Here is an 18,836-nt window from a genome sequence, read left to right on the forward strand (position 1 = left end):
GTTTAAAGGCTGACAAACAATAATCCTGCACGTTTTTCATATTTATGATACGAACATTTTCTTATTAAAGTTCACCAAAAAAAGCTGATCTGTCGCTCTCGTTGCTGCTGTGTAAAGCCATCGGATGTATTCTTTATCTATGTTATCATCTTTAAGGTAACCCTGATCAACAAACACAGCATTCCACTGCCCGCCCTGAGATTTATGACAGGTCAGGGCATAAGCAAATTTAACCTGCAAAGCGTTTAGGTATGGGTCTTTTTTGATAGCTTCCTTTCTCGCTTTGGATGAATCCATATCCTGGTAGTCCAACATGACCGATTCATATAATTGCCTGTTTTGCTCTTCAGACAGTGCCGGCGTTTCGGTATACAAAGTATCGAGGATGACCTTGGCATCAAAAGCATTTTCCGAAGGGTAATCAACCATTCTCAACTGCAATGTGGCAAAGCGAAATCCATGCATCTCTTCTGTTGATATGATCTTCATTACCTCAACAAAGTCACCGTTTGCCAAAAAATTACCCGCTATATCATCTGGTGCATGCAAATAATTATTTCTGACAATCATCAGGAACTCCCCGGCCTCCAGCTCTGATTCATAAAAATGGATACGCGAGCGGATATACTGATTATAATTATTGGCAAGTCTGTTCGATCTGCATATTATAATCGTATTTTCTATGCCATAATTATCGTAAGCATATCTCAATCCCTCCTCCATCTTCTCACCGGTCATCCGGAAAATATCCCTGTGGCCTTTGGTTTCAAAGCCAATAACAGGAGCCTCTTTTGAGGCTAACTCATTTCTTAGCTTTGTTGCATTGAATAATATGCCGGAATCGACTTCCTGTCTCATTACTTCTGTCAGGGTTATTTGGCGAACTGAAGCATGAAAACTGGCCTCCAGATAACCTTTATCAAGTGCTGGGCTAAGCTCCTGACCTACCGGAGGTAGCTGGGCATCATCACCTACCAGTATCAGTTTGTTGGAAAGGTCGGAGAATACATACTGAAAAAGGTCAGTTAACAGGCCGGTTCCTCCAAAGCTTCTGTCTTCATTGATCATAGAGGCCTCATCAACGATAAATATTGTATCTTTAGCATAGTTGGTCTGCCTCTTAAATGCCGGCCCCTCCCCTTGCTCACCTACCTGCTTATAAATCTTCTTATGTACCGTAAATGCCATTCTCTTCGAATACGACGACATTACTTTGGCGGCCCTGCCTGTTGGTGCCAGCAATACGAACTTCATATTAAAAAGTGGCAGTGTAGTCACTAACGTACTGATCAGCGTAGTCTTACCTGTACCAGCATACCCTTTTATGATGAAAACAGATTTTTCGTCCTTCTCTCCAAGAAAATCATCCATAGAAAGAAAGAGTGACTCCTGCCCCGAAGTAGGGATAAACGGGAATTTATTGAGCAGTATCTGGGACGGCCTGGGCATTAGCTGGGTATGTCTTCAGGAAAAATAGTGACCATGGTTGTTGTGGCTTTGGCTATCATCGTCTTGGTTTCTCCGTTAATGCACCATACTTCCGCCTCACAAAAATTCATTTTCCGTCCCTGTTTAATTACCCATCCTTTAGCATGTAACTTTTGGCCTACACCCGGATTGAAGTAAGAGACTTTTATCTCCCCGGTTACTACATGGTGATCTTCAGGTACGAGTGTATAGGCTGCAAAACCGGCAGTTATATCAGCCAGTGTGGCTATTACACCGCCATGTACAAACCCCTTTTGTTGCTTATGTATCTCTTCTATATCCAGCCAGCCTTCGGTACGGCCCTCTTCAATAATATCAAGGGTAAAGTCAATATGCTTCATAAAGTGCTGCTTTTGAAGGTAAGTTTCCACTCGGCTTTTATATTCCGGATTAAGCGTTTTGATCATTCTCAGGAAGTTATGTTTTGCCACAAATATAAGATATCGCCTGTACCTTTATAATTTTCGGCAATTAGTAGTAATTTCAATTAATGAACGAGGAGATTAAAAATACCTATGGAAACAAAGTGAGGGTGAGGGTTTGTGGTATTTGCATAAAAAACAATGACCTGTTACTGGTAAAGCATAGCGGACTTAACGAAGAGGAAGCACTTTGGATACCTCCGGGAGGAGGAGTAGAACCGGGAGAAACAGCAGAAGTGGCTCTTAAAAGGGAGTTTATGGAAGAGACCGGACTTGAAGTCGATGTCCGGGAATTTCTTTTCATCAACGAGTTTCTGAAGCCACCACTCCATGCCATGGAGCTCTTTTTCAGGGTTGATATTCTGGACGGAAGATTAATCCAAGGGATTGACCCTGAGCTCAATACCAGAAATCAAATTATAAAAAAGGTAGAGTTTGTGCCTTTTCCGAAATTAGCGGTTATGGGAAATGAAATCTTACATAATACGTTACATTCCGTCGAGAGTCAGGAATCGTTATTAAATATGAGAGGCTATTTTAAATTTTGCCAATAATTGCATAAAATAGCACTTTGATTAATTATGTATTACATCACAAAATCTTTATTATTGCAATCAAAAAATACGTAAGAAATGAATGTTACCAAAATTATCTCTATAGTCCTACTAATTGCGAGCCTTGCGTTAGGTTATTATTTGGTAGACAGTGTTAAGTCGGAAATTGACGAGAAGCAGTTAATAGCCGACCGTGAAGCCGCTGTTATTGAAAAATTAAAACTTATCCGCGAAGCCGAAACAGTATACCTGGAAGTGCATGGCAACTATACCAGCGATTGGAATAAACTAATCAACTTTGTCAAAAATGGCAGATACCCCATCATTCAGAGAAAAGAAAGAGTAGTAACATTAAGCTACGGTGCCGACAGCTCTATAGTAACATTCGATACACTGGGAATCATCTCTGCGAAAGAGAGGATTTTCAAGGCCACCCATAACGTTAATGCTGCAAATGATGGCATTTTTCAAAAATATCTTGTAGCAATTGGTAAAGAAGTTAAGCAAGGCAACCAGGCATATGTTCTTAACCAGAATGGCAAAGATGTAACGCACAAATTCAGAAGAAACGGAACTGTCACAAGACAGGAAAGTTTATTTGAAGGGCAACAGGTAACTAAGGGAGATCTGCTAATGACGTTGGAGGAAACGAAATTTGACCCTAATGTTGATATTGACAGATTAGCCTACGTACCCGGATACGAGGATGTGAAATTCGATATTTACGCCGCCGAGGTAGATAAAAGCGGAGCTCTTGTAGATGTTATTGAAGTGGTTAACCCTAAGCCCTTTGACCCTACAAGGAAAGAAGATGCCGATGCCAAAAACAGAAAACCTCTGAGATTTGGTTCTAAAACAGATGTAACAACTTCAGGAAACTGGGAATAAAACATTGGATACAGCAACAATCAGCTATAAGTTAATCAAGAAGATAAAAGATGAGAAGTTTGACATAGACAAACTTCATCAGTATAATCTTATGATCCAGATTGGGATCAGGGATTTACAAATAGCTGTTGTCGACTCTACCAACAACCGGTGTCTTCTCCTTGAAGATTATATACTGGCAAGCGTAAAATCATATAATGCACTGAAGGAACTACTAGCTACACTTTTTGAAGAACACCATCTTTTGATGGCAGGCTTCTGGAAGACTGTAAGAATTAGCTTAAAAAGCAATAAGTTCTCTCTGGTTCCTTCAGCGCTCTTTGTAAAAGAAGCTCTCCACGATTACCTCAGGCTCAACTCTACAATAGACCCAGAGCAGGAAGAGATACTCTACTACAAACACATAAAATCTGACGCAATCTGCGTTTTTGCTATTCGTAAAGAACTTTACAACTGGCTCAGCAGCCTATACCCCAATGCCGAGGTCGGCTTTATTCACCAGTCAAGTGCGCTTATAGAGGGTGTTATCAACTTCGAAAAAACGAACAAGAAAAACACCATGTATCTATACATAGACCGGTTTAAACTACATATCGTTACTTTAAAGAACAATAAGCTGGAATACTACAACCAGTTCAGCATCAAGCAATTCAATGATTACATCAAATATATCATGCTGGTGATGAAAGGGTTGAACAAAAACCAGAAAACCAGTGACGTTATACTTTGGGGATATATAGGAAAGCAATCTCCTCATTATAACGAATTTTATAAATTCATCAAAAATATATCATTTGGCGACCGCCCTGACTATTTGAACTACGGATACATTTTTGATGAAGTTCAGGACCACCATTTCTTTGATCTCTATAGTATTCACCTCTGTGATTAGTATAAACCACTTCTTATGAAAAAAATAGCCGTTTTCCCAGGCTCGTTCGACCCATTTACCAAAGGGCATGAAGATATTGTTATCCGTGGCCTTAAGCTGTTTGATGAAATAATTATAGCCATCGGCCATAACAGTAAAAAGAGCAACCGCTATTTTGATGTTGAAAGAATAGCCTCGCTTATCGATGGTACATTCACAGATTTTGACAATATTAAGGTTATTATCTATAATGAACTAACCGCCGAATGGGCAAAAAAACATGGTGCGAAATACCTTCTCAGAGGCCTGAGAAATACTACAGATTTCGAGTATGAAAACAGCATCTCACAAGTAAACAAGCACCTGAACAAGGACCTTGAATCTGTATTTCTAATTACTTCGCCAGAGCTGGCAGCCATCAACTCATCTATTATCAGAGAAGTGCACCGCTATGGTGGAGATGTGAGCGACTTTCTTCCTTACGAGATTTAACCAGCCGAGTTTTGCTCATTTTCAGCTTGCTGACTTTCGGTTTGTTCCTTTTGGGCCAGCTCTTTCTCCATCTGTACCTTTTCTTTTTTGAAAAACCTGTCAAATACAAACGCTATTGATTTATAGGAGTCTTGAAGGGCATGAAATACTTCCTTGCGGGTCATCCATCTTACCTCTTCTATATCCTCCTCCACCTGGGGCTTCATCTTTGAGTCCTTCACAATATCCATAGCGTACCACACAGTTTTTTTCAGTATTTTTTTCCTCTTCATGGTATAGGTATGCCATGTGGTGCATATTTTCTCACCCATACTTATTTTCACATGGCACTCCTCCTCTACCTCCCGCTTCGCTGCCATATAGTTATCTTCACCCTTATCCAGCTTTCCTTTGGGAAGGTCCCATTTTTTAAGACGGTATATCATCAGTAGTTTATCGCCTTTTCTTACGATACCTCCTGCAGCCTTTATGATTTTGAATTTCTTTTTAAGAAATTTTCTCATATCCTCATAGTCATCTACCGTGAGGGTAAGCGAGATTAATCCTGGTATGATGGTGGTGTCAAGAAGATCAAAGATGTGATCTACTTCTTCACGCTTAGCATGCTTTATCCAAACCCTATGCAAGAGTTTTGCCTGAGTAATAGGCTCATTCTCCGCATTTAATATATAGTTGAATTCCCGTTTATCCGGCCGCTCAGTTGCTCTTACAATAGTAACCGGGATATCATTGATGAAAAGGTTCATCCAAAAAAAGTCAAATTTGTCTCACAAATGAATAAAATATTTGGCAGCGCGCCAATAGAATTTAACTTTTTTAATCCATAAATTCGCAACGAAAAGATATTATCCATGAAGACTAGCCTTGGCCACACCATAGCGGGAAAATTATTAGACATTGAAGCGATAAAGCTAAACCTTGATAATCCTTTTACATGGAGTTCTGGTTGGAGATCTCCCATTTATTGCGACAACCGCCTTTCCCTATCATACCCTGACATCCGTACTTTTATAAAAAGTGCTTTAGTGGAAGCTATTAAAGCTGACTTCAGCGGAGTAGAAGCTATTGCAGGCGTGGCCACTGCGGGCATCCCTCAGGGAGCACTTGTAGCTGAAGCCATGGGACTGCCATTTTTATACGTGCGGTCCAAACCTAAGGGGCATGGCATGGAAAACCTAATTGAAGGAAAAGCCACCCCGGGACAAAAGGTAGTAGTGATAGAAGACCTGGTATCTACCGGCGGAAGCTCTCTAAAGGCTGCCGAAGCGCTTAGAGCTAACGGCATCAAAGTATTGGGCATGGCCGCTATATTTACTTATGGCTTCGACCTTGCCGACAAAAACTTCAAAGATGCAGGAATACCCCTGGTATGTTTAAGCAACTACAACCTGTTGTTAGAAGAGGCTCTGAAACGTGACTATATCAAAAAAGACCAGGTAGCCTCCTTGGAAGCGTGGAGGCAAGATCCGGCTAATTGGAAAATAAATTAAACACACATGTACAAAGGACCTGGGAACTTAAGTCAGGTCCTTGTCAGAATTTTTCCTCAACTCCAAGTCCGAAAAGGGCGAAATCATATTTTACAGGATCTTTCGGATCAAATTCCTTTAGCCGGCCCGTTAACTCTACTGCTGTCTGCCAATCCGTTTGTTTTCTTTTAATCAAACCAAGCTTACGGGCTACACGGTCCACATGCAGGTCACAGGGACAAATAAGTTGAGCGGGATTTATTCTATTCCATAAACCAAAATCAACACCACGGTCATCTTTGCGTACCATCCATCGCAAAAACATATTGATTCTCTTACAGGCGGATTTGCGTTCCGGGGTGGCTATGTGTTTCCGCGTACGATGCGGATAATCCTGAAGGCTAAAGAATAAATGATGAAAGTTAACAAGCCCCTGTCCGACATTAGTTTCATCAGCTGACAACCCTTGTAAAAATGCACTTTCCAGACTGTCGTGCCGTAAATAATACCACTTGAAAAATTCTATAAAGTAAAGCGTGTCTGTTGCGTTAAAAGTACGGTGCCTGAATTTGAGAAACCTTTTGAGATCTGAGTCCTGATGGCCGACAATAAATTCATAAGGGGCGTTATCCATCAAATCGAAGAGTTCTTTACATTTATTGATGATGGTAACCCGCTGGCCCCAGGCCAAAATAGCAGCCCAGAAACCCGCTATTTCTATATCCTGTTTCCTGGTAAAAAGGTGAGGGATGGAAACCGGATCATGGATGATAAATCCGGGATTGTTATACTCTTCTGCCTTTTGATCAAGAAATGCTTTAAGCTCGCTAAAATTCAAGGCTTAGGGTATATATGAAACGGATACTCTGAACTTGGCATCAATGGCACCGAGCCTGTCATAGGCAGATTTGGAGATTTTAATCAACACATTCTGATTAACTCCGGTGTCGGGCAGGCGTCCAAGTACCCTGACAAACACTTCCTGATCGTTCATTTCATTCCGAACCTTCATAATAGTTCCTATCTTCGCTGTCCGGTGCAATGCAAGGTACTTCCTTGTATTTTCCGAACCTTCAATAAGCTCAGCCAGACCTGACTCGGAAACCTCAGCAAAAGTACCGGTTGATTTCTCAGGACCACTATTTACAGGAGTGGTAACATCAACCTTAGTATTCTCCTTGTTACTATCCTTATCATTACCATTGGTCGGTATCGCTGTCGTTTCAGGTTTATCTCCAATATCAGCTCCAACAGCCTCTTTAGACACGGGCTCCTGAAGCACCAGAGCTTTATTATTTGCAGGGATTGTTACTGCAGGTCTGGAAACAAATAGCTCCTGTCCAATGCTGATGTCATTATCAATCAGATCATTCCAGCCTTTCAGGTCATCAACCGTTACATTAAAGGATTTTGAAATTGAGTACAAAGTTTCCCCGGAGCGCACTATATGAGTATCTCCTTGCTTCTCCGGTTTAACTACCATATTATCACCGGCAGTACGTGTTCCTAAATTATTTCTGATAATTAGCTTCTGTCCAATATCAAGTATATTTCCATCGATGTTATTCCATTTTCTGATGTCTTCAATACTTACACTGTACATTCGTGATATGGAAAACATGGTTTCCTTTGGTTTCACTACATGTACCTTCTCAGCCTCACCGGTTTTCTGCGGGTTGTTATAGTTGCCCACACCATTGTCTTTAACCTGGGTGACTTCAGTTTTGTCCCTCTTCTTAGGCTTTCTCTCCAAAAGAGGCACCCTGATGATCTGGCCTATCTCCAAACCATACTCTGAAGGAGGGTTGTTCTCAACAATCTGGTTAATGGGAACGTTGTATCGCCGTGACAGTGAATATAAAGTCTCTTTTTCTTCAACTCTGTGAAGGATATATGTTTTTCCTCCTTTTGTCTCCAGTCCTACCGAATCGGCCGGTATTGTTGATGCGGCTACCTGAAGAGAGCTTATAAAAATTAATGCTGATAAGAAAAATTTCATGTCCTTAGATTTGTTTTACGATCACGTGCTACACTATAAGATAGTACTGTGGCTTCAGTTTAACTGATATATTAAAAAATCCACGTTATCCTTTACAAAGATAAGCTTGTTGTTATAAATGAAGAAGGTATCATCACTAATTCCGTCAAGATCGTCCCCTAATCTTACCTGAAGTAAATGATCACCTTCATGATCAACAACAAGCAAATCATTAGCCAGTTTATTGTTTTTATTGGGATAGTAATAAGACATGACTATCATTTGATCGTCTTCATAGTAATCCACGCTTCTTACAATATGCAGGTTGGCGCCGGCAGTTAAAAACTGGCTCACTGTATTAAAATATTCGCTTCCTTCGCGATAGTTAAACGGCTTTTCAAGCATTTTATTTTCGGTACGCCCAGGATCATTATTCAAAACATCATTGCTGTTACTATTCTTAAGAACTTCTCCTGTACGGATATTAAAACATGATATTTTGTCATTACCTGTATCCATTAGCCAAACGCAGTCACCAACTGCCTCAATGATGTTCTGCTGTTCCTTTTTCCATAAGATTTTCTTATGATTAAAATCGTAGGCAAAAACATTTTTTACGTCGGGATTTTCCTGGTCAGGAAAAGTATAAAATAAAATAACATCGCTGAGCAATGATGACGCCCCTATCCACCAGCTTTCCTCAAAAGTCAGGCGTTCCGCAATAAATTGTCCGGAATCCGCATCCAGAAGATTATAGTGTACCTGAAACTTGTCATCTTCCCGGACTTCCAGAAGCAGCAGTTCCTTCTCCTGATGTGAAATTATATTCCAGATTTTGCCGTTAAATGAATATGAAAAGTTTAAATTGAGCTTTCCCACCAACCTTTTTATTTGTTAATTTATGCAAAATTACATCATAAATAAGCGCAACAAAGTGATCATTCAGAAGTTTAGTATTCTTTTCTTTCTTATTTTTTGCATGGGTCTTGCCGCCTATGCACAAGCACCTGAAAAAAAGGTGATGGTGATGAATATAGATGCCGAAATTGACCCGCGTATGAACCGGTATGTGGAGCTGGCCCTTAATCATGCCGGGGACATTGAGGCTGATTATGTAATCATTGAAATGGACACCTATGGCGGGGCTGTCACCGATGCCAAAGATATAGTAGAGCGGATACTCGATTTTGAAAAGCCCATCTGGGTGTATATTAATAAAGACGCAGCGTCTGCGGGTGCCTTAATTTCTCTGGCCTGTGACAGCATATACATGGCTCCGGGTGCCAATATAGGTGCAGCCACCGTAGTGACTGCCGATGGTACAGCTGCCCCGGATAAATACCAGTCATACATGCGAAGCACCATGCGGTCTATTGCCGAGGAAAGGGGCCGTGACCCAAAAATAGCAGAAGCCATGGTTGACCAGTCGATTGAAATTGACAGTGTCACTAAAGCCGGTCAGGTGATCACCTTTTCAACTTCTGAAGCCATCAGGTATGGCTTCTGTGAAGGCAAAGTGACTTCTATAGAAGAAATTCTCGAAAAGAACGGTGTAAGTAATTATGAAACTGTAGAGTACCAGCTTAGTGGTACTGAAAAGGTAATATCTGTTTTTCTTAATCCTTTTGTAAGTGGTATTTTAATACTTGTTATTATAGGTGGTATTTGGTTTGAACTACAGACGCCCGGCGTAGGTTTTCCTATTGCGGCTGCGGCAGTGGCACTGGTTCTTTATTTTGTACCGTACTACCTTACAGGCCTTGCCGAAAACTGGGAAATCATTGCTTTCTTTGTGGGTATTGTACTTATAGTTCTGGAGATTTTTGTCATCCCGGGCTTTGGCATCGCCGGCATTTCCGGTATTGTCATAACCGTTGGCTCCCTGGTTTTGGTCATGCTTAACAATGACGCTTTTGACTTCTCTTTTGTAGGTTTTAATGAACTGCTTATAGCTATAGGTGCGGCTTTGGCAGGTATGTTGGGTAGTATGGTACTGCTTTTTATCGGTGGTGTAAGGCTTACTAATACAAAAGTTTTCTCAAGGGTAGCTCTTACTGATACCATGGGCCGGGACCAGGGATATACTTCAAACTTCAAAACGGAATCCATGGTAGGCATGAAAGGTACTGCCTATACAGTGCTGAGACCTAGTGGCAAAGTACAGATTGCCGGAGAGATATATGATGCCTATACCCGGGGTGATTATATAGAAAGAGATGCAAAGATTGTAGTTTTGAGTGATGAGGGAACATCTTTAAAAGTTAAACTAGATAATCAGGAATGAATATTTTGGGAATAATCCCCGCCAGGTATGGATCCACCAGGTTTCCGGCTAAAGCTTTGGCCAATATCGGAGGCAAAAGTATGGTCAGAAGGGTGTATGAGCAAGCCTCTAAATCTGTTTCATTGAGTAATGTGGTAATAGCTACCGACCATGAGGCTATTATGGAGGAGGTGTCTGGCTTTGGCGGCAAAGCCTGCATGACCAGTGAAGCTCATCAAAGTGGCACTGACCGCTGTTATGAAGCCCTCACATATTTAGGGAAAGATTACGATTATGTGATCAACATCCAGGGAGATGAGCCCTTCATCAATCCGGCACAGATTGATCTGCTTGCGAGCCTTCTCGATGGACAAACCCAGCTGGGTACACTGGTCAAACAAATTGAAGATCAGGAAGAATTGTTTAATCCCAATGTGGTCAAGGCTATTTTTAATCATAACAATGAGGCCATCTACTTTAGCCGTGCCACACTGCCCTATAACCGTAATGTGAAAATTGAAAACTGGTTACAGGAAAGGAAGTATTTTAAGCATATTGGCATTTATGCGTATAGAAGTGACATTCTGAAGCAGATCACGAACTTACCTGTTTCAGGGCTGGAGCAGGCTGAAGCACTTGAGCAGTTACGCTGGATTGAAAATGGATATGTGATCAAAGTAGCGGAAACTGAGTATGCCTCAGTAGGTGTGGATACTCCCGAAGACCTTGAAAAGCTTAAAAATTTTTACTAACCAATGAATTAGCCTATTTTCGCACTCCAATACAAACCATTGAATTAAGGGTATTATTTTCAATAGTATTCCGGGATGGATTGTCGATTAATTCTAATGCTACATTTCAGAGGAATCATATTTATATTTTGTCTTGCTTTCCCCATTTTGGGGTTTGGACAGTTTCGCAACGATGTCAATAAGGTTATTAGTGTTGATTATTTCAACGGATTTATATTTAAGCACAAGCGGCAGATTGGTCACCTGATCACTGACCATCCGGTTGGCTTCCGGGTTACCTTTGACCAGAAAAGCTACGGAGCAGAGGCCTGGCAACAGCGCTATAACTTCCCGGATGCGGGACTCACCTTTATTTACCTTGACTATAATAATGAGCGTTTAGGAAAATCATTCGGGTTAATTCCTCATTTCAGCTTCTATTTCAAAAACAATAAACAGGCTAGAAGTCAGTTTAAGTATAAAATCGGGCTGGGGCTGGGCTATAACACCAACAAGTACGACAAAGAGAGCAACAATAAGAATAATGTATTGAGCACTGATCTAAACTTTGGCATACTGTTTCAGGCTGAATATCAAAGGGAGCTGAACGAAAGGTTATTTATGAATACATACCTTGCCTTTACCCACTTTTCTAATGGCTCCATAAAAAAGCCCAATTCCGGCATTAATGTCATAAGTGCCAATTTAGGCTTATCTTATCTGATTAATTATGAGCCAACAGAGTACATTTACCAGGAAGAGGAGCCAGTAAGCAAGTCAGGATTCGGCTATACCCTTACGCTATCGGGCGGAATGCATGAGTACTCAAAAATAGGTACCGGCGCACGTCCTTTCTGGGTGGTTAGCGGATTAGTTGACAAACGGCTTAACCACAAGAGTGCTTTAGGTGTAGCCCTTGAGTGGTTTGCCTCACTTTCGATGAAAAATGATATTAAATATGACTATAGGCTGGAAGGTAAAGAGTTACCCGATTGGAACCGAATTGGGGTTGCTCTAAGCCATGAACTTTTTGTAAGTGATGTATCCTTAATTTCGCAGGCAGGTTATTATATCCATGATGAGTATGATTACTATGGTAAAGTATATCTGAGACTGGGGGTAAGGAAATATTTTAATGATAAAATTTACAGTTCTCTGGTTGTAAAATCGCATGGAGCAAAGGCAGAGGCAGCGGAATTTGCCATAGGTTGGAGGGTAAAATGAAATACAGATATATAATCATATTAGTCACCATACTGGCATACAGCTGCGACTCGCAGAATGCCCCGGACTGTCTTAAGAAAGCGGGGGATAACACGGAGGTCGTTTTGGATGTGGATTCGTTCAGCGCTTTGGAGGTAGGTGCAGACCTCAATGTAGTACTGAAACAGGGAAGTGAGCAACTCGTGACCATAACTGCCGGAAAAAATCTTATCAGTGATATTTATTATGAAGTAGCAGACGGCAAGTTGCTAATCCGTAATGATAATTCATGTAACTGGGTGCGCTCTTACGACTTTCCGGTGGTCAAAATCACTCATCCCAATATTACGCAGATCAGATTAGCGGGCAGTGGTTTGATTAGTTCGGACGGAACACTTAGCTTTCCGGGTTTAAGTCTGATCAGTGAAGATGAGAGCGGAGATTTTAATCTCGAACTGGATGCTACATCTCTGGAAGTAGTTAGCAATGATATTACAAACTTTTATCTGTCCGGCACCGTAGAGAATCTGAGAGTAATGTTTGCTTCTGGTGATGGCCGGTTTGAAGGGGGTGACTTGCAAGTGGCCCATGCGAATATTTTTCACCGGGGTACCAACGACATCATAGTACATACTACTGATGAGCTTAAGGGAAGGATCATTTCATCAGGTGATCTTATTTATGTTAAAACAAAACCAACAACCATCAGCGTCAGTCTTGAAAACCTGGGAGAGCTGATTGATGAAACCGAATAAAAATGGAGAAAATAGTAATTGTATGTGGCACAAACCGTGTCGATTCAGTATCCTATCAGATTGCGCAGATCTATCAGGAAATCCTGATTGGGTTTAATATCGAAACTGAGCTCATAGACCTAACCGAGCTCCCTCACGACTTTGCTTTTTCTGCTTTGTATAATAACGCAGGAAAAAATGAGGCCTTTAATCATTTTCGTGAATTAATGGCTGAGAACAAGAAATTTGTATTCATTATCCCGGAGTACAACGGTTCGTTTCCCGGAGTACTAAAAACTTTTATTGACGGTTTAAAATTTCCTGACAGTTTCCGGGACAAGAAGTGTGCTCTTGTTGGCCTTTCCTCTGGGATTCAGGGCGCAGGGCTTGCACTCAGTCACCTCACCGATATCTTCCACTATTGCGGCATGCATGTTTTGGCTCTGAAACCAAAATTGTCTCACATTGAGCAGCACTTTAAAGAAGGTACTATAATCAACGAGCTCTATATGACTTTGCTACAGGACCAGGCCAAAAAGCTACTGGAATTCTAGTAAAAAATCATCCTTCTGACTGCCGGGAACAAACAGTCCTTTCCCGGCGGCTTTCCGGACTAATCCCAGATACCATTGCAGGCAGTGAGTATTTCCGGTTTGTCACCGGTAATTATTATTGTCTGTTCATGTTGTGCCACATAGCCACCCCTGTTGCCCATTAAAGTCCAGCCGTCATGCTGCGTATTTGCTATAGTTGAAGCCGTGGAGATAAATGTTTCTACCGCTACTACGGAGTTTTTTCTGAACCTTTTTTTGTTATAAGGGTCATAGCAGTTAGCTATTTCCGCAGGCTCTTCATGCAGACTCCTGCCCACACCATGCCCTGTAAGATTTTTTATCACTCTGTACCCCGCTTTTCTGGCTTCTGTTTCTATAAGCTTTCCTACCTCAGATATACGTACTCCGCCCCTAATGCTATGTATAGCTTTATGAAGAATCTCCTTAGATGCATTTACAAGTCCCTGATGTCCATGTATATCTTCACCTAACACAAATGAGCCTCCGTTGTCAGCCCAAAAACCATTCAGCTCAGCAGAGACGTCAATATTGACCAGATCTCCTTCTTTGATTATGGTTTTAGCGGAAGGTATACCATGGGCTATTTCGTTGTTGACACTGATGCAGGTCCAGCCCGGAAAGCCGTAAGTGAGCCTGGGGGCAGAAGCCGCACCATAACCTTTCAGTATATCTCCTCCAAATTCATCCAGGTGCTTCGTAGTCATTCCCGGTTTGGCATAGTCTCTCATTTCTTTAAGAGTCAAACCCACCACTTCGCTGATCTTCCTCATGCCCAGCAGCTCATTTTCACATGTTATTGACATAGTGCTTCAGTTTTGGTTAGTGCTATTGTAATACAACAAACGTAAGGTAAAAAAGATAATAAAAAAGTCAGGCAGCAAAGTTCTCATATTATCTCTTAGTAAAGAGGCACATCATTTGATGAAACATCACCAGACTATTGAAATTTTAAGATATTTTATTGATTTATTATATTTTCAATTCGTATATTTCAAACAAATTAAACCCTACCTCATGAGATCAACGCTTTTATCACTGATACTACTGTTCGTTGCCGGTTTTGTTCAGGCCCAGGATAAGATCTACAAAAAGGACAAGACGGTCATTGATTGTAAGATCACTGAAATTGGTATTAATGAAATCAAATACCGGCTCTCTGAGGCAGAACTGGAAGACTCGCCGATCATTACCATTTCGGTAGCTGATGTAGATAAAGTGCTTCTAAGCAGCGGCCGAGAAATAGAGTTTAAAGACCCGCTAACTGATCCCAATGCATATACGGAAGACAAAAAGCATGCGTTGAAATTTCATTTTATTTCCCCTCTTGCAGAGCACCTGGCATTTTCGTATGAAAAAAGCATACGGCCAGGCAGAAGTTTTGAGACAGGGCTGGGTATTATTGGTGCTGGCTTTAATGTAGATGATTACTCTAAAAGCACCGGTGTGTTTTTCTCTTCCGGATATAAATTCTTAAAAACTCCTGATTTCTACTCACAAAGAATGAAGTATTCCCATATCCTTAAGGGCAGCTATGTAAAGCCTCAGATATTACTTTCTATCTATCGCAATAAAATTAACAGCCACGGCTCTCCATACTATAGCGACACCGATCAGGATATAGTGGCCGGTGCGTTGGTCATCAACCTGGGAAAGCAAATAGTGTACGACAACTTCTTTTTGATTGACTACTCTATTGGCATAGGCTATGGATTTAGCAACCAAAAAACATCTGACGATGATTACGAATACGATGATTTCCGAAGCTACCATTATGGCTTCATTTTAGGAGACAGCAATTTTCCAGTGGCGGTAACAGGAAGGATTAAGGTTGGTATCCTGCTAAAATAGCGAGGTAATTAAACATCTCTAATCACCTCCTGTGTAACATTACTTCCAAGGCAAAACAAAACGAAGTATTTTTAAATAATACTTTTTGCGGCTGCTAATCTGAAGTGTATGCTTAAAACAATAGTTACTCTGATCATGTATCTCTTTATCGTTACACCATTGCTGGCACAGAGCAGTGATATCAGCGATTCCACATACTACAGTCAAATACCGGATTATCCGCGAAGCTATACTGCCGGTAGTGTGGCTTCCCGTATGGTAGACGGTTTAGGGTTCAGGTTTTATTGGGCTACTGATGGCCTCCGGCCGGAAGATCTGCAATTCAAACCTGGAGATGATGCACGTACGGTTTCTGAAACAGTTGATCATATTTTTGAGATGTCTTACCTGGTAGTCAATGCCATTAATAAAGAATCTCAATACCCTCCTTCCGACCTGTCTTTTGCCCAGAAAAGACTCCTGACACTCTCTAATTTACGAAAAGCGAGTGAAGTAATAAGAAATAGCTCTGATAAAGACCTGGAGGGTTATGCTATAAAGTTTGGTAACGGAACGGAGCTCCCTTTCTGGAACCTTATTAATGGGCCCATTTCGGATGCGCTTTGGCATTGTGGTCAGATTGTTTCTTTCCGCAGACTATCTGGTAATCCATTTAACTCCTATGTAAGTCTTTTAAACGGAAGACTCAGAAAATAAAGCTTGAACTCTCAAAGGGTATTGACAGGCCTTTTATTCAATAATAGCCAATACATGCTCAAATCCTTCATAGCCTTGGAAAAGCTATCAAAGCTCACCGGCTTAACTATATAACTGTTAGCCCCGAGTTTGTAGCATTCTTTAATATCTGATTCTTCACTGGATGATGTAAGCACTACTACTGGAATAGTGCTTGTTAAGTCATTGGCTCTTATTTCTCTCAAAATCTCCTGACCGCTCACTTTAGGTAATTTCAAATCAAGCAGAATAACTTTGGGGTTGAAAATTTGCTGCTCAGATACTCCATCTTCCTTGTTTCCAGAGAAAATATATTCAAGTGCTTCGGCTCCATCATCTATATGATATAGCTTATTGCCAAGATTATATTTCTTTAAATTTCTGATTGCAAGTTCTGCCTCGTAAGGATTGTCTTCAATTAGTAATATTTCAACTTCATTTAACTTCATAATACATCTATTTATTGAGTGGCAAGCTAAAATAGAAAGTTGCCCCTTCATCAATTACGGCCTCTGCCCATATCTTACCTCCATGTTTCGCAATAATTCTTTGTACAATAGCCAGGCCTACACCAGTGCCTTCAAAGTCACTTTCTTTATGAAGACGCTGAAACACTCCAAACAGTTTATCAGCATATTGAGCATCAAAGCCTGCACCATTATCTTTGATCCTATATGTAACGGTTTCCAGATTTCTGGATGAGTCAATTTCAATTGTAGCATTTTCTTTTTTTCCCGTGTACTTTATTGCATTTGAGATAAGATTCGTAAAAACATGTTGCATGAGCATTTCGTCACAACGCAGGTTTTCCAACGTTCCCAGGTTAATTTTAATGTTATTTCTGTTAGCAATCCGTAACTGCTCATCTAATACCCTGCTGATCAATTTCTCTACATCAACAAGCGATTTAGCCACTGGTAGTCTTCCTAATTTGGAAAAGTTAAGCAAATCATCTATCAGTTGCCCCATTTTTTTTGCATTGCCTGATATCACTTTTAGCAGACGTAACCCTTCCTGATCCAAGTCCTTATCACAATCTTCAGTTAAGATCTGTACATATCCATCTATTATTCTTAACGGTGCCCTAAGGTCATGAGCTACTGAATATGAAAATGACTCCAGCTCTTTATTCAGATTATTAATCTCCTCCTCATACTTTTTTCGATCGGTTATATCAGACGATAGTACAGTGACTCCAACCACTTCGCCATCTTCATTCCTTATTGGGTTGTAACGAGTTTCAAAATAGTTACGCTCTAATTCACCATAGGTATCTACCACCGTAAGGCTGTCACCATTCATGGCAATTTCACAACTTTTTCGAGCTTTTTCCTTATCTTCCTCTACAGTAATAGAATCCAGCATTGATTCTCCTCTCCGTACAGTTGTACCGTATGCCTTATGTGTAGCTTCTGTAAAGGCACTATTGAATGTCAGATATCTGAAATTTTTATCAATTGAAAATATAAGCACATCTTTATGACTTTCTATACTAGACTCCAGAAGTACATTTGTTAATCTTACTTCATATTCGGCTTCCCTTCTCCACCTATCCTTTTCATTCAGCGAAAATGCTTCAAACCATATAAGGAAAACCAATATAACAATAAGAGCTACAACTAATATTGCAGCTCCAAACTCTACAGAAAAAGAATACTTCCAATCCAGATATAAACGGACATAACCTAAAAATCCTGGAATAATTATACCTAGCGGTATTAAGATCCTGCTAATAACCCCTCCTGCAAAGGGACTGGTTATCTCCCTCATGAAACCCCGGTCATTGTAAAAGAACAATACTGACAAGCCAAACATAAAAAAGCATATGGCCGTATGAATTGACATAGGTACATAAGCCAAAATGCCATAGAATTCTTTCACTTTATACATGTATCCAAAAATAGAAAAAAGTGCTATTAAGGACATCAATAAAGCCAGGGCCTGAAATATATACACCGCTTTCCCTTTACGCCTGGCCAGGAATATAATAATGCTCCCCAGGATGAAATTAATAGCTGTATTCGGAGCCATTCTGCTTGGCAAATTGTAATAATCGTCTGCTCTGATCTTATCGAAAAACAAAACATGGTCTATCTGAAACGAAAAGTTAAAAAGGTAACCAATTAAAAATAGCAGTGAAACAATGAAAACTGTGAAGCCAAGCCAATAGCCAGGAATCGGATACCTCCGTGTAATAAATAAGGAAGCCGTAGTAAGCATGACAAAGTTTGTGGCGGTAAGTGGATTCATAGCTGCCAGCTCCGGGATTGGCCTTTTAATAAGTTCAATGTCGAACTGCCATCCAAACAACACCAGCAAACCAATAGCCAAAACCGTCAGAATACAATAAGTGGCGGTGGTTTTTAGGGCTCCATAAAGAAAGGGTTCTCCCGATGAAGTAAAAGAAAACCTGTCTTTAAAGGAGGTAATTGATTTCATTTCAAGATACGCTTAGCCCGAACATTTTAATTTAAACTTATTTACCTTCCATGAATTGTAGCAATCATAATTACAAAGGCCGTTAAACTTTATTAGGGAAATACTCGAAAAATCTCACCAGAGCCATTCTGATCTACACTGGCAGATTCCCCTCATTATCTAAAATT

At 40.6% G+C, this 18,836-nt stretch carries 21 protein-coding genes; 12 read left to right on the forward strand and 9 right to left on the reverse strand.

All coding sequences use genetic code 11. The features are described from left to right. Nucleotides 1–42 precede the first annotated feature (42 nt). The gene (locus tag LVD17_RS02105) at nucleotides 43–1,449 is read right to left on the reverse strand and encodes an ATP-dependent DNA helicase (protein WP_233764458.1); all 1,407 of its coding nucleotides are present in this window, start codon (nucleotides 1,447–1,449) and stop codon (nucleotides 43–45) included. Further along, entirely contained in the window at nucleotides 1,449–1,895 is a 447-nt protein-coding gene (locus LVD17_RS02110; RefSeq protein WP_233764459.1) for a PaaI family thioesterase, read from the reverse strand. Before LVD17_RS02110 ends, LVD17_RS02105 begins: the two co-directional genes overlap by 1 nt. Before the next feature lie 83 nt (nucleotides 1,896–1,978). Between LVD17_RS02110 and LVD17_RS02115 the strand changes: the two genes are divergently transcribed. The 4 genes from LVD17_RS02115 (at nucleotide 1,979) to coaD (ending at nucleotide 4,715) form a co-directional block, all read left to right on the forward strand. Further along, entirely contained in the window at nucleotides 1,979–2,464 is a 486-nt protein-coding gene (locus LVD17_RS02115) for an NUDIX domain-containing protein (RefSeq protein ID WP_233764460.1), read from the forward strand. Between the two features lie 78 nt (nucleotides 2,465–2,542). After that, the gene (locus tag LVD17_RS02120; protein WP_233764461.1) at nucleotides 2,543–3,352 is read left to right on the forward strand and encodes a hypothetical protein; all 810 of its coding nucleotides are present in this window, start codon (nucleotides 2,543–2,545) and stop codon (nucleotides 3,350–3,352) included. Nucleotides 3,353–3,356: 4 nt separating this feature from the next. After that, nucleotides 3,357–4,244, forward strand: a complete 888-nt coding sequence (locus LVD17_RS02125) for a DUF3822 family protein (protein WP_233764462.1) — start codon at nucleotides 3,357–3,359, stop codon at nucleotides 4,242–4,244. Nucleotides 4,245–4,259: 15 nt separating this feature from the next. Beyond that, entirely contained in the window at nucleotides 4,260–4,715 is a 456-nt protein-coding gene (gene coaD, locus LVD17_RS02130; RefSeq protein ID WP_233764463.1) for a pantetheine-phosphate adenylyltransferase, read from the forward strand. On the opposite strand, the gene LVD17_RS02135 is transcribed toward coaD, so the two are convergent. Then, the gene (locus LVD17_RS02135) at nucleotides 4,712–5,461 is read right to left on the reverse strand and encodes an NUDIX hydrolase (RefSeq protein WP_233764464.1); all 750 of its coding nucleotides are present in this window, start codon (nucleotides 5,459–5,461) and stop codon (nucleotides 4,712–4,714) included. The two genes, coaD and LVD17_RS02135, sit on opposite strands and share 4 nt — an antisense overlap. Before the next feature lie 105 nt (nucleotides 5,462–5,566). Between LVD17_RS02135 and pyrE the strand changes: the two genes are divergently transcribed. Further along, on the forward strand, nucleotides 5,567–6,205 hold the full coding sequence (pyrE, locus tag LVD17_RS02140) for an orotate phosphoribosyltransferase (protein WP_233764465.1): 639 nt from the start codon (nucleotides 5,567–5,569) through the stop codon (nucleotides 6,203–6,205). Between the two features lie 43 nt (nucleotides 6,206–6,248). On the opposite strand, the gene LVD17_RS02145 is transcribed toward pyrE, so the two are convergent. The 3 genes from LVD17_RS02145 to LVD17_RS02155 are packed head-to-tail and all read right to left on the reverse strand — an operon-like array spanning nucleotide 6,249 to nucleotide 9,041. After that, entirely contained in the window at nucleotides 6,249–7,022 is a 774-nt protein-coding gene (locus LVD17_RS02145; protein WP_233764466.1) for a TIGR02757 family protein, read from the reverse strand. A 3-nt stretch (nucleotides 7,023–7,025) separates the two neighbouring features. Further along, the gene (locus LVD17_RS02150) at nucleotides 7,026–8,183 is read right to left on the reverse strand and encodes a LysM peptidoglycan-binding domain-containing protein (RefSeq protein ID WP_233764467.1); all 1,158 of its coding nucleotides are present in this window, start codon (nucleotides 8,181–8,183) and stop codon (nucleotides 7,026–7,028) included. Between the two features lie 54 nt (nucleotides 8,184–8,237). Further along, complete coding sequence (locus tag LVD17_RS02155) at nucleotides 8,238–9,041, reverse strand: DUF4905 domain-containing protein (RefSeq protein WP_233764468.1); 804 nt, start codon at nucleotides 9,039–9,041, stop codon at nucleotides 8,238–8,240. Between the two features lie 22 nt (nucleotides 9,042–9,063). Here LVD17_RS02155 and LVD17_RS02160 point away from each other — a divergent pair, with 22 nt between their 5' ends. The 5 genes from LVD17_RS02160 (at nucleotide 9,064) to LVD17_RS02180 (ending at nucleotide 13,647) form a co-directional block, all read left to right on the forward strand. Further along, nucleotides 9,064–10,446 (forward strand): NfeD family protein, encoded by a 1,383-nt coding sequence (locus tag LVD17_RS02160; protein ID WP_233764470.1) that lies wholly within the window; start codon nucleotides 9,064–9,066, stop codon nucleotides 10,444–10,446. Then, the gene (kdsB, locus tag LVD17_RS02165; RefSeq protein WP_233764472.1) at nucleotides 10,443–11,177 is read left to right on the forward strand and encodes a 3-deoxy-manno-octulosonate cytidylyltransferase; all 735 of its coding nucleotides are present in this window, start codon (nucleotides 10,443–10,445) and stop codon (nucleotides 11,175–11,177) included. The genes LVD17_RS02160 and kdsB overlap by 4 nt, the downstream gene beginning before the upstream one ends. Before the next feature lie 96 nt (nucleotides 11,178–11,273). Beyond that, on the forward strand, nucleotides 11,274–12,380 hold the full coding sequence (locus tag LVD17_RS02170) for an acyloxyacyl hydrolase (RefSeq protein WP_233764474.1): 1,107 nt from the start codon (nucleotides 11,274–11,276) through the stop codon (nucleotides 12,378–12,380). Further along, nucleotides 12,377–13,114, forward strand: a complete 738-nt coding sequence (locus LVD17_RS02175) for a head GIN domain-containing protein (protein WP_233764476.1) — start codon at nucleotides 12,377–12,379, stop codon at nucleotides 13,112–13,114. The genes LVD17_RS02170 and LVD17_RS02175 overlap by 4 nt, the downstream gene beginning before the upstream one ends. 2 nt (nucleotides 13,115–13,116) lie before the next feature. After that, the gene (locus LVD17_RS02180; protein WP_233764478.1) at nucleotides 13,117–13,647 is read left to right on the forward strand and encodes an NADPH-dependent FMN reductase; all 531 of its coding nucleotides are present in this window, start codon (nucleotides 13,117–13,119) and stop codon (nucleotides 13,645–13,647) included. 59 nt (nucleotides 13,648–13,706) lie between these two features. Here the strand turns inward: LVD17_RS02180 and map are convergent, their stop codons facing one another. Next, nucleotides 13,707–14,471: a type I methionyl aminopeptidase gene (gene map / locus LVD17_RS02185; RefSeq protein ID WP_233764479.1), complete on the reverse strand. Its 765-nt coding sequence runs from the start codon at nucleotides 14,469–14,471 to the stop codon at nucleotides 13,707–13,709. A 211-nt stretch (nucleotides 14,472–14,682) separates the two neighbouring features. On the opposite strand from map, the gene LVD17_RS02190 reads away from it, so the two are divergent. Continuing rightward, a complete protein-coding gene (locus tag LVD17_RS02190) occupies nucleotides 14,683–15,516 on the forward strand; it encodes a hypothetical protein (RefSeq protein ID WP_233764480.1) in 834 nt (277 codons plus the stop codon). 108 nt (nucleotides 15,517–15,624) lie between these two features. Further along, the gene (locus LVD17_RS02195) at nucleotides 15,625–16,212 is read left to right on the forward strand and encodes a DinB family protein (RefSeq protein WP_233764481.1); all 588 of its coding nucleotides are present in this window, start codon (nucleotides 15,625–15,627) and stop codon (nucleotides 16,210–16,212) included. An 11-nt stretch (nucleotides 16,213–16,223) separates the two neighbouring features. On the opposite strand, the gene LVD17_RS02200 is transcribed toward LVD17_RS02195, so the two are convergent. Continuing rightward, entirely contained in the window at nucleotides 16,224–16,679 is a 456-nt protein-coding gene (locus LVD17_RS02200; RefSeq protein ID WP_233764482.1) for a response regulator, read from the reverse strand. Between the two features lie 7 nt (nucleotides 16,680–16,686). Continuing rightward, nucleotides 16,687–18,669 carry a sensor histidine kinase gene (locus LVD17_RS02205; protein WP_233764483.1) on the reverse strand — a complete coding sequence of 661 codons (1,983 nt, stop codon included), beginning with the start codon at nucleotides 18,667–18,669 and terminating at the stop codon, nucleotides 16,687–16,689. Nucleotides 18,670–18,836: the final 167 nt, after the last annotated feature.

It is taken from the genome of Fulvivirga ulvae (assembly GCF_021389975.1).
Lineage (GTDB): Bacteria > Bacteroidota > Bacteroidia > Cytophagales > Cyclobacteriaceae > Fulvivirga > Fulvivirga ulvae.